Source organism: Serratia sp. 2C06, assembly GCF_050037615.1.
GTDB classification, from domain to species: Bacteria; Pseudomonadota; Gammaproteobacteria; order Enterobacterales; family Enterobacteriaceae; genus Serratia; species Serratia ureilytica.
The window spans coordinates 1,252,962-1,268,264 of record NZ_CP188299.1 but is presented as its reverse complement, the minus strand read 5'-3'; the positions used below and the strand labels follow the sequence as shown (position 1 = coordinate 1,268,264).

11 protein-coding genes are annotated in these 15,303 nt (G+C 58.8%); 3 read left to right on the top strand and 8 right to left on the bottom strand.

Features of this window, described 5'->3' with window-relative positions; genetic code table 11:
- Position 1: 1 nt before the first annotated feature.
- The 4 genes from wzzE to trxA form a co-directional block, all read right to left on the bottom strand.
- Complete coding sequence (gene wzzE / locus ACP3TA_RS06410; RefSeq protein ID WP_426784570.1) at positions 2-1,057, bottom strand: ECA polysaccharide chain length modulation protein; 1,056 nt, start codon at positions 1,055-1,057, stop codon at positions 2-4.
- A gap of 27 nt (positions 1,058-1,084) precedes the next feature.
- Positions 1,085-2,182 carry a UDP-N-acetylglucosamine--undecaprenyl-phosphate N-acetylglucosaminephosphotransferase gene (gene wecA, locus ACP3TA_RS06405; protein WP_025160399.1) on the bottom strand — a complete coding sequence of 366 codons (1,098 nt, stop codon included), beginning with the start codon at positions 2,180-2,182 and terminating at the stop codon, positions 1,085-1,087.
- 296 nt (positions 2,183-2,478) lie between these two features.
- Positions 2,479-3,738, bottom strand: coding sequence for a transcription termination factor Rho (gene rho / locus ACP3TA_RS06400; RefSeq protein WP_004934188.1), 1,260 nt, complete (start codon positions 3,736-3,738; stop codon positions 2,479-2,481).
- Positions 3,739-4,138: 400 nt separating this feature from the next.
- The gene (trxA, locus tag ACP3TA_RS06395) at positions 4,139-4,465 is read right to left on the bottom strand and encodes a thioredoxin TrxA (RefSeq protein WP_004934187.1); all 327 of its coding nucleotides are present in this window, start codon (positions 4,463-4,465) and stop codon (positions 4,139-4,141) included.
- A gap of 131 nt (positions 4,466-4,596) precedes the next feature.
- Here trxA and rhlB point away from each other — a divergent pair, with 131 nt between their 5' ends.
- Positions 4,597-5,883 carry an ATP-dependent RNA helicase RhlB gene (gene rhlB / locus ACP3TA_RS06390; protein WP_033645045.1) on the top strand — a complete coding sequence of 429 codons (1,287 nt, stop codon included), beginning with the start codon at positions 4,597-4,599 and terminating at the stop codon, positions 5,881-5,883.
- Between the two features lie 5 nt (positions 5,884-5,888).
- Positions 5,889-7,385, top strand: a complete 1,497-nt coding sequence (gene ppx / locus ACP3TA_RS06385; protein WP_206196338.1) for an exopolyphosphatase — start codon at positions 5,889-5,891, stop codon at positions 7,383-7,385.
- 32 nt (positions 7,386-7,417) lie between these two features.
- Here ppx and rep read toward each other — a convergent pair whose 3' ends face one another.
- Complete coding sequence (rep, locus tag ACP3TA_RS06380; protein ID WP_426784569.1) at positions 7,418-9,442, bottom strand: DNA helicase Rep; 2,025 nt, start codon at positions 9,440-9,442, stop codon at positions 7,418-7,420.
- Between the two features lie 109 nt (positions 9,443-9,551).
- On the opposite strand from rep, the gene ppiC reads away from it, so the two are divergent.
- Positions 9,552-9,833, top strand: coding sequence for a peptidylprolyl isomerase PpiC (gene ppiC / locus ACP3TA_RS06375; RefSeq protein ID WP_004934175.1), 282 nt, complete (start codon positions 9,552-9,554; stop codon positions 9,831-9,833).
- A 25-nt stretch (positions 9,834-9,858) separates the two neighbouring features.
- On the opposite strand, the gene ACP3TA_RS06370 is transcribed toward ppiC, so the two are convergent.
- The 3 genes from ACP3TA_RS06370 to hmsP form a co-directional block, all read right to left on the bottom strand.
- Complete coding sequence (locus ACP3TA_RS06370) at positions 9,859-11,364, bottom strand: M16 family metallopeptidase (protein ID WP_426784568.1); 1,506 nt, start codon at positions 11,362-11,364, stop codon at positions 9,859-9,861.
- Between the two features lie 260 nt (positions 11,365-11,624).
- Positions 11,625-12,911, bottom strand: a complete 1,287-nt coding sequence (locus tag ACP3TA_RS06365) for a dicarboxylate/amino acid:cation symporter (protein ID WP_033645049.1) — start codon at positions 12,909-12,911, stop codon at positions 11,625-11,627.
- A gap of 273 nt (positions 12,912-13,184) precedes the next feature.
- The gene (gene hmsP / locus ACP3TA_RS06360) at positions 13,185-15,191 is read right to left on the bottom strand and encodes a biofilm formation regulator HmsP (protein ID WP_426784567.1); all 2,007 of its coding nucleotides are present in this window, start codon (positions 15,189-15,191) and stop codon (positions 13,185-13,187) included.
- Between the last annotated feature and the right edge of the window lie 112 nt (positions 15,192-15,303).

Genomic DNA, 15,303 nt, shown 5'->3' with positions numbered 1-15,303 from the left:
GTTACTTCGGCTGCCGACGCGCCAAGGCCACACCGGCGCCAACCAACGCGCCCATCGCGCCCCACAAAATCAGCCAGAAGACCCGGCGTGGGCTGTCGCGTTTTACCGGCTCTTCCGGCGTGCGCAAATAGCGATAGGTCTGGAACTTCTCATCCAACGTCGGGCCAACATTCAGCGTCGCCAGCATTGCGCGGTTCTGATCGTAATCCAGATCGTAGGTCGGGCCGGAGGCCTGCAGGCCTTCCAGACGCGCCTGCAGCATTGGCCGGCCCAGCAAGAACAGATCCGAATCCGGCAACTGTTCGGCCGGAGTGTCGGTTTGCGTACGGCTGATCCCCTGGCTCTCGGCAATTTTCAACGCCTGTTGCGTGGTGTTCAGCTCGCGCTTGTAAACCGACTCCGCGACCGCTTCCTGACGCTTGACCTGTGCCTTCATCGAGGTGGTGCGAGCGGCCCACGCGCCCTGGATCTCTTCGTTCAGGTGCAGGGCTGCGCGGTGGCTGGCGAAGGCCACGTATTGTCGCAGCAGGCGGTTGGCGTCCGCGGCGGTTTCCGCCGTCAGCTTCACGCCGTCGTTCGGGACTTTTTTGTCGTCGCGCGGCGTAAACAGGATGTTATTGATCAGCTCGTCGAGCAATGCCGCATCGGCACGGGCATCCCCTTCCTGACGCTGTTTGTAGTAATCGCTCTGCAGCCAGAAATCGCGACGCGTGTCGTAAGCCGCCAGCTGCATGATGAATTCATTGTACGCTTCATCCGCGATGCTCGGCTGATCGCCGGCCGCCGCCGCCGGCAGCGTGCGCACATCCAGATTGCGCAGGAACTGCTGCTGGGAGTAATAACCGCCCAGCGCATTCACCGTCGGCCTGTCGGTGATCGCGGTGGCGCTCCACTCTTGCTTAACCAGGTAAGAAACGATCAGCGCGACCGCCGCGAACAGCACCGCAATGCCGATAATCCACGGTTTGCCGCGCCACAGGGTGCAGCACAGGCCGCGGATATCGAGTTCGTTATCCACCGCCGGGGTATGCTTGTCAGACGTTATTTCTGGATTCATCACAGCCAAAAAGCCTCTGGTCTCTGGTTAAGGTACTTGCTTGTTATCGCCCGAACGCCGCAGCCGGCGCTTGATACGCTTAATGTACCGCGCAACCCGCCAGGCGCGCTTGATGCAGTAACCGTACAGGAAGAAGGCAAGCAAGAATAATGCCAACATAACCCACTCAGGGATAAAAGTCAGGCGTTCGCCGATCACGCCCACCGCAGCCAGCAACGCGGCCGCCAGGGTGATCAGCACGAAAGCCTGCCGCGGCGTAAAGCCGGCGCGCATGATCAGGTGGTGAATATGTTGACGATCGGGAGAGAAGGGGCTCATCCCCTTGCGTAAACGACGATACATGATTGCTATCATGTCCATCAGCGGAATAGCGATGATCCACAGCGCGGTCACCGGGTTGATCGAGTGCGCCTTTCCCTGTGAACTTTGCAGCAGCAGCCAAATGGCGGTAAAGCCGATCAGGGTGCTGCCAGCATCCCCCATAAATACCTTATAACGGCGGCCAAGGATGCCGAGATTGAGCAAAATATAGGGAACGATAGTGGCGATCATCGCAAAGCACCAGAACGCCAGCTCATGATGGCCGCTCAGGTACAGCAGCAGGCCCAGCGCCCCGAAGGAGACGCACGACAAACCGCCCAGCAGACCATCGATGCCGTCGACCATATTGAAAGCGTTGATCGCCGCCCATACCGCGAAGAGCGTCACCAGATAGCCGAACGGCCCCAGCAGCATCTCCCAGTCACCCAGCACATGGCCGAAGCTGCGCAGATACAGACCGGCGAACACCATCATGGCGATGCCGACCAGCGCCTGCACCAGGGCGCGAATTTTAACGCTGATATCGAAACGATCGTCGAGCGCCCCCACAAACACCAGAATACCGGCGCAGGTGAGATAAAGCTTGGCGTGTGCGATGGGTTGTTCAGAGATCCAAAACGCGAAGCACAACCCGGCATAAACGGAAATACCGCCGACCAGAGGAATCAGCCCCTGATGGCGTTTGCGATAATTGGGTTTATCTACCAGACCAATACGTTTTGCCGCCTTGCGGGCAACAAAGAGAAAAGCCAAAGAAAACAGGAAAACAAATAGAATTTCAGTACTCATAGTGAGTAAGTTCACAGTTAACAGATCTCTGTAGAAGATAAGGCAGCTTACCACGGGCTAAGGCTTGTGCCATCGGCCCCCGCTACCTTTCGGTCATTTCCTATGACAACGGTGATTCATGCCTATTTTCTTCGCATCGACTGACAAAATGACAGCAGCAAAGCCGACCGGCGCGAAACCGACCGACAAACAAGATGAATTCTCAATAAGTCGAGGAAACAACTTACTTTTCCATTACTGCTACTTATCGTATCCGCCAAAAGCGAAAAACGCCACGACTAGGCGTGGCGTTCAGCGAATTTTTTAACGAATTATGAGCGTTTCATCATATCGAAGAATTCATCGTTGGTTTTAGTCATCGCCAACTTATTAATGAGGAACTCCATCGCGTCGATTTCCCCCATCGGATGAATGATTTTGCGCAGGATCCACATTTTTTGCAGCTCTTCAGAGGTGGTGAGCAGCTCTTCTTTACGGGTACCGGAGCGGTTGTAATCGATAGCCGGGAATACGCGTTTCTCGGCGATTTTACGCGCCAGATGCAATTCCATGTTGCCGGTACCTTTAAATTCTTCGTAGATCACTTCGTCCATCTTCGAACCGGTATCAACCAGCGCGGTCGCGATGATGGTCAGGCTGCCGCCCTCTTCCACGTTACGCGCCGCACCGAAGAAGCGCTTCGGACGATGCAGGGCGTTGGCGTCCACACCACCGGTCAGCACCTTGCCCGAGGCCGGCACCACGGTGTTGTAGGCGCGCGCCAGACGGGTGATGGAGTCGAGCAGAATGATCACGTCTTTCTTGTGCTCAACCAGGCGCTTGGCCTTCTCGATCACCATTTCGGCCACTTGCACGTGACGCGAAGCCGGCTCGTCGAAGGTCGATGCGATCACTTCGCCTTTCACCAGGCGCTGCATCTCGGTCACTTCTTCCGGACGTTCGTCGATCAGCAGCACCATCAGCACGCAGTCTGGGTGATTGTAGGCGATGCTCTGCGCGATGTTCTGCAGCAGCATGGTTTTACCGGCTTTCGGCGGTGCCACGATCAGGCCACGCTGGCCGCGGCCAATTGGCGCCGCCAGATCCAGTACGCGCGCCGTCAAGTCTTCGGTCGAGCCGTTGCCGCGTTCCATCCGCAGACGGGAATTGGCGTGCAGCGGCGTCAAGTTCTCGAACAGGATCTTGCTGCGGGCGTTTTCCGGCTTGTCGTAGTTGACTTCGTTGACTTTCAGCAGGGCAAAATAGCGCTCGCCTTCTTTTGGCGGACGAATCTTACCGGAAATGGTGTCACCTGTGCGGAGGTTGAAGCGGCGGATTTGGCTAGGGGATACGTAGATGTCGTCGGGACCGGCGAGGTAGGAACTGTCTCCAGAGCGGAGGAAACCGAATCCATCCTGCAATATCTCGAGCACGCCGTCGCCGAAGATATCTTCTCCGCTTTTCGCATGTTGCTTCAGAATGGAGAAGATAATGTCCTGCTTGCGCATGCGGGCAAGGTTTTCCAGCCCCATATTTTCGCCGAGAGTAATCAGCTCAGAAACCGGCGTATTCTTTAATTCGGTAAGATTCATAGTGGTGGGTTCTTAAACTCGGGGTATGTCTCGAACTTGTATCGTGAATGGTATGGCAGCGAGATGCGTGCCTGTTTACTGGACGTTCGATCACCGGGCGCAGAGCCGTCGCGGTAAGAAATGGCTTACATCGGGCGCACGCATTGACGGTTGAAGATCGAAGGTACCTTAAAAATGATTTTTGCAAAACCGTTTGATTGCCAAAACACGGGTTGAGTTCAGTTTACTTTCAACGCCGGTGGTTCGACACAGAGTATAGCTTTAGATTCAAACTCTTTAGATTTAAAACTTCGGGCAAGTTCTATATGCAGTGTGGTTAAACTTAACACGCTTCTTGGCAGGCGTCTAGCGGTGAATTGAACATCACCGCCAGGCGCCTGATACTGGGCTTCCCGCCCGATTACAGATTCGCGTTCAGGAAATCTTTGAGCTGACCTTTGGACAACGCGCCAACCTTGGTCGCGGCCACTTCACCGTTCTTGAACAGCAACAGCGTAGGGATGCCACGGATACCGTACTTAGGCGCGGTAGCCGGGTTCTGATCGATATTCAGCTTGGTGATGGTCAGTTTGCCTTCGAACTCTTCGGCAATCTCATCCAGAATCGGAGCAATCATCTTGCACGGCCCACACCATTCAGCCCAGAAATCGACCAGGATCGGCCCTTCCGCTTTCAGCACGTCAGCTTCGAAGCTGCTGTCAGTCAGGTGAATAATTTTATCGCTCATGTTCTACTCCACAGGATTATGTCTACCTTGTTGGTGTAGCATTAACCAACTCAAGGTGATTTTATTGCACCGCGTTTATTTCAACGGATGTGCTTTCGTAAAGCAATAGTTAGCTGATATTCTACCACACTATGAGCAAAACACACTTGACCGAACAGAAGTTTTCCGACTTCGCCCTGCACCCGTTAGTCCTTGAAGCCCTTGAGAAAAAAGGGTTTCACAATTGCACGCCCATCCAGGCGTTAGCATTGCCGCTCACGCTCTCCGGGCGTGACGTTGCAGGTCAGGCGCAAACCGGTACCGGAAAGACGCTGGCGTTTTTGGCGTCTACTTTTCACTATTTGCTGACCCACCCGGCGAAACAGGATCGCCAGACCAATCAGCCGCGCGCCTTGATCATGGCGCCTACGCGTGAACTGGCGGTGCAAATCCACTCCGATGCGGAAGCCCTCTCCCAGAGCACCGGCCTGAAGCTGGGCCTGGCCTACGGCGGCGACGGCTACGACAAACAGCTGAAAGTGCTGGAAAGCGGCGTGGACATTCTGATTGGCACCACCGGCCGTTTAATCGATTACACCAAGCAGAACTATGTCGATCTCGGCGCGATGCAGGTTGTCGTGCTGGATGAAGCCGATCGCATGTACGATCTCGGCTTTATCAAAGACATCCGCTGGCTGTTCCGCCGCATGCCTGCGGCCGATCAACGCCTGAACATGCTGTTCTCCGCCACGCTGTCCTATCGCGTACGCGAACTGGCCTTCGAGCAGATGAACAACGCCGAATATGTTGAAGTGGAACCGGAACAGAAAACCGGCCACCGCATTAAAGAAGAGCTGTTCTACCCGTCCAACGAAGAAAAAATGCGTCTGCTGCAGACGCTGATCGAAGAAGAGTGGCCGGATCGCGCCATCATCTTCGCCAACACCAAGCACCGCTGCGAAGACATCTGGGGCCACCTGGCCGCCGACGGTCACCGCGTCGGCCTGCTGACCGGCGACGTGGCGCAGAAAAAACGCCTGCGCATCCTCGACGACTTCACCAAGGGCAATCTGGATATCCTGGTCGCCACCGACGTCGCCGCGCGCGGTCTGCACATTCCCGCCGTCACGCACGTCTTCAACTACGATCTGCCTGACGACTGCGAAGACTACGTGCACCGCATCGGCCGTACCGGCCGAGCAGGCGCCAGCGGCCACTCCATCAGCCTGGCTTGTGAAGAGTACGCGCTCAACCTGCCGGCGATCGAGACCTATATCGATCACAGCATTCCGGTGAGCAAGTACAACAGCGATGCGCTGCTGACCGATCTGCCGGCACCGAAGCGCCTGTCGCGTCCGCGCGGCGGCAACGGCCCACGTCGCAACTCCGCGCCACGTCGCGGCGGCGCGCCGCGCAGCAACCGTAAACGCTCGAGCTGATCGCCATGCTCAGCTCCAGCACGCTTTATGCTGCCATCGATCTCGGCTCCAACAGCTTCCATATGTTGGTGGTGCGCGAGGTGGCCGGCAGCATTCAGACTCTGGCGCGGATAAAGCGCAAGGTGCGCCTGGCGGCCGGGCTGGATCAGCACAATCACCTGTCGCATGAGGCCATGCAACGCGGCTGGCAGTGCCTGCGGCTGTTCTCCGAACGCCTGCAGGACATCCCGCGCGAGCAGATCCGCGTCGTCGCCACCGCCACGTTGCGCCTGGCGTCCAACGCCGATGAGTTCCTGCAAGCCGCCGAGCAAATCCTCGGCTGCCCGGTGCAGGTCATCAGCGGCGAAGAAGAAGCGCGGCTGATTTATCATGGCGTCGCGCACACCACCGGCGGGCCGGATCGGCGGCTGGTCGTCGATATCGGCGGCGGCAGCACCGAACTGGTCACCGGCACCGGCGCACAGGCATCGCAGCTGTACAGCCTGTCGATGGGCTGCGTCACCTGGCTGGAGCGCTACTTCAGCGATCGCAACCTCGGGCAAGAAAACTTCGAGCGCGCCGAACAGGCCGCGCGCGAAATGGTGCGGCCGATCGCGCCGCAGCTGCGCCAGCAAGGTTGGCAAATCTGCGTCGGCGCTTCCGGCACCGTGCAAGCGCTGCAGGAAATCATGGTGGCGCAAGGCATGGATGAACGCATCACCCTGCCCAAGCTGCGCCAATTGAAACAGCGGGCCATTCAGTGCGGCAAGCTGGAAGAGCTGGAGATCGAAGGGTTGACGCTGGAACGCGCGCTGGTCTTCCCGAGCGGCCTGTCCATTCTGCTGGCCATCTTCCAGGAGCTGGGCATCGAAAGCATGATGCTGGCCGGCGGGGCGCTGCGTGAAGGCCTGGTTTACGGCATGCTGCATCTGCCGGTGGAGCAGGATATTCGCATCCGCACCATCCGCAACCTGCAGCGTCGCTACCTGATCGACACCGAGCAGGCCGAGCGCGTCAGCCAGCTCGCCGCCAACTTCTCGCAGCAGGTCGCCAACGAGTGGCAGTTGGATGCGCGATGTCGCGAGCTGTTGCACAGCGCCAGCCTGATCCACGAACTCGGCCTCAGCGTCGATTTCAAGCAGGCGCCGCAACACGCCGCCTACCTGATCCGCCACCTGGACTTACCCGGCTTTACCCCCGCGCAGAAAAAACTGCTGGCCACCCTGCTGCAAAACCAGAGTAACACCCTCAACCTGTCGCTGTTGAACCAGCAAAATGCCCTGCCGCCGCGCACCGCGCAGCGTCTGTGCCGCATTTTGCGCCTGGCGATCATCTTCGCCAGCCGCCGCCGCGACGACACGCTGCCGGCGGTGCGTTTACGCGCCAATCAGGACGATGAACTGACGGTGATCTTGCCGCCGGGTTGGCTGGAGCAGCATCCGCTGCGCGCCGAGGCGCTGGAGCAGGAAAGCCACTGGCAGAGCTACGTCCACTGGACGCTGCGATTGGAAGAACAACGTTGAAATAGCATGGGCGCGATGAGCGCCCTTTCTTTTTAATTCCCGCCTTTGGCCTTGGCCAGCTGGGCGCGGATATTGGCCAGATGGCTCTGCCCCTTCTGCATCCGCTCCTGCGGGCTCACCACTTTGCGCTCGGTTTCCCACGCCAAATCGTCCTGCGGCAGCTCCAGCAGGAATCGGCTCGGCTCCGGCCGCACCAACTCACCGTACTGACGGCGTTCGCGGCACAGGGTGAAGATCAGCTCTTTTTGCGCGCGGGTGATCCCCACATAGGCCAGACGCCGCTCTTCATCGACATTGTCTTCGTCGATGCTGCTCTGGTGCGGCAGCAGCCCCTCTTCCATGCCCACCAGGAACACGTAGGGGAACTCCAACCCTTTGGAAGCGTGCAGCGTCATCAGCTGCACCTGATCCAGCTCCTCTTCGCTTTCACCGCGCTCCATCATGTCGCGCAGGGTGAAGCGCGTCACGACCTGGGTCAGCGTCATCGGCTCGTCCAAATCGTTGCCTTCCAGCATCTCCGTCATCCAACCGAACAGCGTATTGACGTTCTTCATCCGCATTTCGGCGGCCTTCGGGCTGGTCGAGGTTTCAAACAGCCAGCTTTCATAATCCACGCCGCGGATCAGATCGCGCACCGCCGCCACCGGCTCACGCTCCGCCTGTTGGGCGATGCCGCCCAGCCAGTGGGTGAAGCGCTGGAGCGATTCCAGTCCGCGCCCGGTCAAGTGCTGGCTCAGCCCCAGATCGAAACTGGCGTGGAATAAACTCTTGTTGCGCTGGTTGGCCCATTCGCCGAGCTTCTGCAGCGTCGCCGGACCGATCTCGCGCTTGGGGGTATTGACGATGCGCAGGAAGGCGCTGTCGTCGTCCGGGTTGGTCAGCACGCGCAGGTAGGCCAGCAGATCCTTGATCTCGGGGCGAGAGAAGAACGACGTGCCGCCGGAAATCTTGTACGGGATGCGGTTCTGCATCAGCATCTTTTCAAACACCCGCGACTGGTGGTTGCCACGGTAGAGAATCGCATAGTCGCCGTAGTTGGTTTTTTTCACGAAGTGGTGGGCGATCAGTTCCCCCACCACGCGCTCGGCTTCGTGATCCTCGTTGTTGGCGGTCACCACCTTCAGCTCCTCGCCATACCCCAGCTCAGAAAACAGCCGCTTTTCAAACACGTGCGGGTTATTGGCGATCAGAATGTTGGCCGCCTTCAAAATGCGCTCGCTGGAACGGTAGTTTTGCTCCAGCTTGATCACCTGCAGCGCCGGGAAATCTTCCTTCAGCAGCACCAGATTCTGCGGCCGCGCGCCGCGCCAGGAGTAAATCGACTGGTCGTCGTCGCCCACCACGGTAAAGCGCGCGCGATGGCCCACCAACAGCTTCACCAGCTCGTATTGGCTGGTGTTGGTATCCTGATACTCATCCACCAGCAGATAGCGGATGCGCTGCTGCCAGCGTTCACGCACCTCTTCGTTGCGTTGCAGCAGCAGCGTCGGCAGCAGGATCAAGTCATCGAAGTCCAGTACGTTGCACGCCCGCATATGGGCGTGGTAAAGGCCGTAGCAGTGGGCGAACAGCTTGTCGCGCTCCGAGCGCGCCAGCTCCGCCGCCCGCTGGGGATCGATCAGGTCGTTTTTCCAGTTGGAGATGGTCGTAATCAGCTGCGCCACCAGCGTCTTATCGCTTTCCAGCCACTTTTCGGTCAGCTCTTTCAACAGCGCCAGCTGATCCTGGTCGTCGAACAGCGAGAAGTTGGACTTCATGCCCAGCGCCACATATTCCCGCTTGATGATTTCCAGCCCCAGAGTGTGGAAGGTGGAAATCATCAGCCCACGCGCCTCTTTGCGTCCCAGGGTTTGCGACACGCGCTCTTTCATCTCGCGCGCGGCTTTGTTGGTAAAAGTCACGGCGGCGATGTGCCGCGCCTGATAGCCGCAGTGGTGGATCAGGTGGGCTATCTTATTAGTGATAACGCGCGTCTTGCCGGAGCCGGCACCGGCCAACACCAGGCAGGGCCCGGTAACGAATTCGACGGCTTGTTGTTGGCTGGGGTTTAATCGCATGGCGCTGACTTGCTCGACTGTAAAACGTGGAAGGGAATTGTAGCAGAAAGCGCCGATGAGATTTAGCGGGTATAATCAGCGCAATTTTCGCATCGACAAAGGCAATACCATGGCAAAAACGGCGTGCGCCCTGCACATTCTGGTAGACAATGAAAAGCTGGCCAACGAGCTGCTGGCCAAGCTTAAGCGTGGCGTCAGCTTCGACACGCTGGCGCGCAAATACTCGAGCTGCCCGTCAAAACGCAACGGCGGCTCGCTGGGCGAATTCAACAAAGGCGCAATGGTGCCTGCGTTCGATAAAGCGGTGTTCAGCATCCCGCTGCTCAAACCTTACGGCCCGGTCAAAACCCAGTTCGGTTACCATATCATCAAGGTGCTGTACCGCAACTGAGGGGGCCTGAGCCCCCTGCCACGAATTACTGCGCGCCAGCGGCGTCCGTCGCCGGCGAAGCGACTGCGGTGTCCGCCGGTTTGGCTTCTTCCGTCACCACCGCCGGCGGCGGCATCATGATGCCGTTATAGGTATCCTGCAGCTGCTTCATGCTCATTTCCGGCTCGCCCTTCGGCTGCATCAGCACCAACGTCGCGTCCTGAGACAACTGCAGCTTCAGCGCCTGATTCAGCGTCTCCAGCGTCAGGCTGGACAGGAACTCCTGGCGCAACTTCTGGTACAGCTCCGGCGCGATATCCACCACCCCGCTCTGCTGCGACCGCAGACGCTGGCTCATCAGCACGTCGGTGTCGGTACGGGCGTAGGTCGCGAACAGCTTGCTCAGCTGATCGTTTTTCTGCGCCAGCAGCGCATCGAATTCCTCTTTCGACAGGCCGTTGTCCCGCACGTTGGCCAGTTCGCGGGCAATGAAGCCCAGGCTGCCGTTCAGGTTGTTGTTCGGCGTATCCAGGTGGATGGCGCACTGCCCGCGCTGGTACTGCACGCGGCAGTCAAAGCCCAAATGCAGGTTTTTCTGGTCGCTTTTTTCCAGCGTCTGCTGGAGGTGCCAGAACAACGCCTCGCGGGCGAGATCGCCACGCCAGTAGCGCAGCAGGCTTTGCGAATCGCGAATCGGGTGCCACGGCGAATCCCACATGATCGACAGCGTATCCTGCTTCACCTGCTCGCTGATCAGGCTCACCGGCTGCTGCGGCAGCGGCGTCAGGGTCGGCATCGGAGCCGGGGTTTCACGTTTGCCCTGCAGCGGCGAGAAAGCCTTGTTGATCTGCTCGCCCAGGCTGCGGCTGTCAACCTTGCCGACCACGAACAGCGTCATGGCGTCCGGTGTGTACCACTGCTGATAGAATTTCTTCAACTGCTCAAGGTTGACCGGCCGTTTCGCCGGCTGCGCCGGATCGTGCGCCAGCAGCGTCGAGCCTTTCAGGCGGTAACGCCACCAGGCGTCTTTGGTATTGGGTGGGAAAGTGCCGACCGGATTGATGCTGGAATTCATCACCGCGTGCACCGTGTGCTCGTCGATCGCCAGTTTGCCGGTCGTGTCCGCCAGCCAGGCCAGCGCTTCTTTCAGCAGATCGGGCCGGTTGTTCGGCAAGCTGAGGTTATACATGGTGAAATCGTACGAGATGATAGCCGGCGGCAGCGGCCGCTCGTTATCTACGCTCTGCTGCCACAGCGCCCGCAGCTGCGGCGCCGTGAAGCTTTCGCTGCGCGTCAACGCCAGCCGCGGCAGCAGGTGGGCAAAGCCGGTCTGCTGCGAAGACTCCACCAAAGAGCCGGTATTGACGATCAGCCGCAGTTCCACGCGGTCGCTCGGCCGCTGCGGCGTATCGAGAATCTGCCATGAAAACCCGTTGGCCAGCGCCCCCTGCTGCCAGGCAGGATCGGGTTGTAGTGCTTCAGCCTGCACGCTGCCACTGACTGCCGCCAGTAGCAGCCCACCAACTATAAGATGAATTCTGGTGCCCTGCATGTGAACCCCTACTTAATGACTATCCAATTTCTTATGCAAATGCGTGTATTCCATTCAATGGAATCATAAAAATACGCCCTGAGTTTCACGGTGGGGCGGAAAGCAGAAAGTGTACCATCGTGTTAGACCGCGCGCCTTTGCGGATGTCACTCATTAGAGTGAAAAATAATAGATTGCGGGGTTTTTAATGCAAAAAATCGTTACGAGGCAGGGGAAGAAGCTCACCGGCCGCGGATGCGACCGGTGATTTACCGCCAAAATCAGGCGGAAGGCAGCGTTTTGTCCGCGCCGGTGTTTTTGTTGTTCAGGGTGTCTTTCAGCTGCTTCTCATCCAGCTGATTACACCATTTGGCCACGACCACGGTCGCCACGCCATTGCCCACCAGGTTGGTCAGCGCGCGAGCTTCCGACATAAAGCGGTCGATGCCGAGGATCAGCGCCAGGCCGGCCAGCGGCAGGTGGCCCACGGCGGAGATGGTGGCGGCCAACACGATAAAGCCGCTGCCGGTCACGCCCGCCGCCCCTTTGGAGGAGAGCAGCAACACCACCAGCAGGGTAATCTGATGCATGATATCCATGTGGGTGTTGGTCGCCTGAGCGATAAACACCGCGGCCATGGTCAGGTAGATAGAGGTGCCGTCCAGGTTGAAGGAGTATCCGGTCGGGATCACCAGACCCACCACCGATTTCTTGCAGCCCAACTTCTCCATTTTATCCAGCATGCGCGGCAGCGCGGATTCAGACGACGAGGTCCCCAGCACGATCAGCAGCTCTTCTTTGATGTAGTTGACGAATTTGAAGATGCTGAAGCCGTTGGCGCGGGCGATGCTGCCCAACACCACCACCACGAACAGGATGCAGGTGATATAGAAACACACGATCAGCTGGCCGAGTTGCACCAGCGTGCCGACGCCGTATTTACCGATGGTAAACGCCATGGCGCCGAAGGCCCCCAGCGGCGCCAGACGCATGATCATGTTGATGATGCCGAAAATCACCCGCGAGAAGCTGTCGATCACGTTGTAGATCAGCTGCCCTTTGTCGCCCAGACGATGCAGGGCGAAGCCGAACAGTACCGCGAACAGCAGCACCTGAAGAATGTTGCCGCTGGCGAACGCGCCGATCACGCTGCCGGGGATGATGTCCAGCAGGAACGGAATGATGCCCTGCTGCTGCGCCTGCTCGGCGTAGATCGCCACCGCTTTGGCGTCCAGCGTACCGGGATCGACGTTCATGCCGGCGCCCGGTTGCACCAGGTTGACGATCACCAGGCCGATAATCAGCGCGAGGGTGCTGACGATTTCAAAATACAGCAGCGCGATGGCGCCGGTGCGCCCCACCGCCTTCATGCTTTCCATGCCGGCGATGCCGGTCACCACGGTGCAGAAAATCACCGGGGCGATAATCATCTTGATCAGCTTGACGAAGCCATCGCCCAAGGGTTTCATCTGGGCGCCGAGGTCAGGGTAGAAGTGGCCAAGCAGGATACCCAGCGTGATCGCCGTCAGCACCTGAAAATAGAGGCTCTTAAAAATTGTTGTTTTCATATGAACATCCTATGGGGGGAAGACACGCACCAGGCGGCAGTCTAAAAATCCAGCCTGTTCATTGCTTGCGCGGAAAATAACACCCACTTAACAACATGGAAATAATTTGTTGCACCCACCCCTCAGGGTTGATGTGAATTTAAGAGCTGAAACGCGTCAGTCCGGGTGCAAAGCTGAAAATTGCGTAAGCCTTTGTTTGCACTAACGCAAAAGAGGTATGAGTGGAATAGCGATTTTCGGACGGGGAAAAGTACCGGAAAGGTAACGCGGCGCTCACGGCGCCGCGCGGCAAAACTCGGTTTCGAACGCTTCACGCGGCAGCGGCCGGGCGAACAGGAACCCTTGCCCGCTGCGAATGCCGTGCTTCAGCAGCCAGTCGCGCTGCTCGGCGTTTTCCACGCCTTCGGCCATCACCGGCAACGCCAGCACTTCAGAGATTGAACTGACGATGCGCACCATCGCATCGTCGGCCGGCAGCCCCTGAATGAAACTGCGGTCGATTTTAATCAAATCGATCGGCAGGGATTTCAACCGGTTCAGGTACTCCAGGCTGGAGTAGCCCATGCCGAAGTCGTCCAACGCGATCGACAGCCCCAGATCGTGCAGCTCGCGCAGCAGCGCCAGCGCGCGGTCGAGATCATCGATGCGTACCGTCTCGGTGATCTCCAGCAGCAGCTTGCGCGGATCGATTCGATACTGCGCCAGCAGATTTTTCAGATGCGGGACGAACGCTTCATCCTGCATCTGAATGCCGGAAACGTTAACCGCCAGCGGCAGCGCAATGCCGCGTTTTTGCCAGTCCGCCAGGATGCGGCAAGACTCTTCCAGCACCCAGTTGCCGAGAGGCACGATCACGCCCAGCTCTTCCGCGAGCGGGATAACGTCGGCCGGCAGGGTATAGCTGCCGTCGTACTGCTGCCAGCGCAGCAACGCTTCTGCGCCAATCACCTCGTTGGACTGCATGTCGATCTGTGGCTGCAGGAACAGCGTGAAATGCCGCTGCTCAATACCGTGCAGGATCTCGCTCTCCTGCGTCAATCGCTTCTGCGTGCGCTCCGTCAGGCTGGGTTCGAAGAACAGGATCTGATTTTTCCCTTCGCGATGTGCGGACATCATCGCCGAGGTGGCGCTGCGCAGCAGCTGTTCCGCGCTCTCCCCCTGATTGAGGTAGTGGGCGATGCCGATGCTGGCGTTGGGCCGCAGCGCCAGTCCTTCCAGCGTCAACGGCGCGTTGATCTCCGCCATGATGCGCCGCGCCAGCTGCATGGCGTGGAACGGCCGCTCGATGCCCTTGGCCAGGATGGCGAATTCGGTATTGCTAAGCTGTGCCAGCACGCCGTTTTCGTCGATGCAGCTGCGCAGCTTCTTCGCCAGCGCCAGCAGCAGCGCTTCACGCATCGCCGGGCTCATCACGCCCGACGCTTCATGCAGCGTCTCGATGCCGATCACCAGCAGGTTAAAACGCTCGGGGCGCAGGCTGGAGGCGATATGCTGTTCCAGCAACGCGTTCAGCAAGGCCGGGTTGGGCAGTTCGGTCACCGGGTGGCGGGTGCTCAGGCGGCTCATGTCGGCATGCGCCTTGGCCAGCGTCTGTTGATTGCGGTTGTAATTGCGCACCAGCAGGCCGAGCTCATCATCCTGGTGCAGCGCCGGCAGCATCAGTTGATGATAGGGCGCTTCGTCCTGCGAGATGTTCTCCAGCTCTTTGGCCATCGCGCGCAGCGGATGCACCATCAGCCGGTTCATGCACCAGGTGATGGACACCGACAGGATCAGCGCCAGCAGCAGGTAGGTCGACAGCATGGTCGACAAAATGCTGAGGATAAACTGGTACATGCGGAACGAATCGGCCTGCAGCACCAGGTAGGCCAGCGGCTGCTGGTTGGCCGGCACCCGTTCCAGCGAATAGAGCGGCACGGAAATTTGGATAGGCAGCTCAAACAGCCGGGCGATCAGCGTCGGCACCGGCCGCTCCGGCGGGAAATTGGCGTGCAGCGCCTGAAACTCGTTCGGCAAGACGATATCCGCCCGGCTGAGAATGCCGACCGGCAACAGCGTGTTCAGCACCCTTTTGGCTTCCGGCACGTCCATGCGCAGCACCGCCTCCGCCAGCGGCTGGCGCACGGAGTGGGCGATATTCTCCAGTTGCTGGGCGTAGTCATCCCTGCGCTGCTGCACAAAGTGGAATAACTGGATCACGATAAAGATGCAGATCGTAACCAGCGCCACGCCGGACACTGTCGCCATCTGCTTAATCGTTAACGAACGCCTGACCCGCAAACCTGCTCTCCGTGAAATCGGGCTGAAACAAAAAAGGGGGCTGACTCTCACCCGCCCCCTCGAACCGGGCTGAGTATACTCGATCATCGGCTGTTTTTATCTGGCTATGCCG

Excerpts from the sequence above, each read along its gene's own strand:
- wzzE (WP_426784570.1), bottom strand. The coding sequence starts at position 1,057 with ATGAATCCAGAAATAACGTCTGACAAGCATACCCCGGCGGTGGATAAC.
- rho (WP_004934188.1), bottom strand. The coding sequence starts at position 3,738 with ATGAATCTTACCGAATTAAAGAATACGCCGGTTTCTGAGCTGATTACT.
- trxA (WP_004934187.1), bottom strand. The coding sequence starts at position 4,465 with ATGAGCGATAAAATTATTCACCTGACTGACAGCAGCTTCGAAGCTGAC.
- rhlB (WP_033645045.1), top strand. The coding sequence starts at position 4,597 with ATGAGCAAAACACACTTGACCGAACAGAAGTTTTCCGACTTCGCCCTG.
- ppx (WP_206196338.1), top strand. The coding sequence starts at position 5,889 with ATGCTCAGCTCCAGCACGCTTTATGCTGCCATCGATCTCGGCTCCAAC.
- rep (WP_426784569.1), bottom strand. The coding sequence starts at position 9,442 with ATGCGATTAAACCCCAGCCAACAACAAGCCGTCGAATTCGTTACCGGG.
- ppiC (WP_004934175.1), top strand. The coding sequence starts at position 9,552 with ATGGCAAAAACGGCGTGCGCCCTGCACATTCTGGTAGACAATGAAAAG.
- ACP3TA_RS06370 (WP_426784568.1), bottom strand. The coding sequence starts at position 11,364 with ATGCAGGGCACCAGAATTCATCTTATAGTTGGTGGGCTGCTACTGGCG.
- ACP3TA_RS06365 (WP_033645049.1), bottom strand. The coding sequence starts at position 12,911 with ATGAAAACAACAATTTTTAAGAGCCTCTATTTTCAGGTGCTGACGGCG.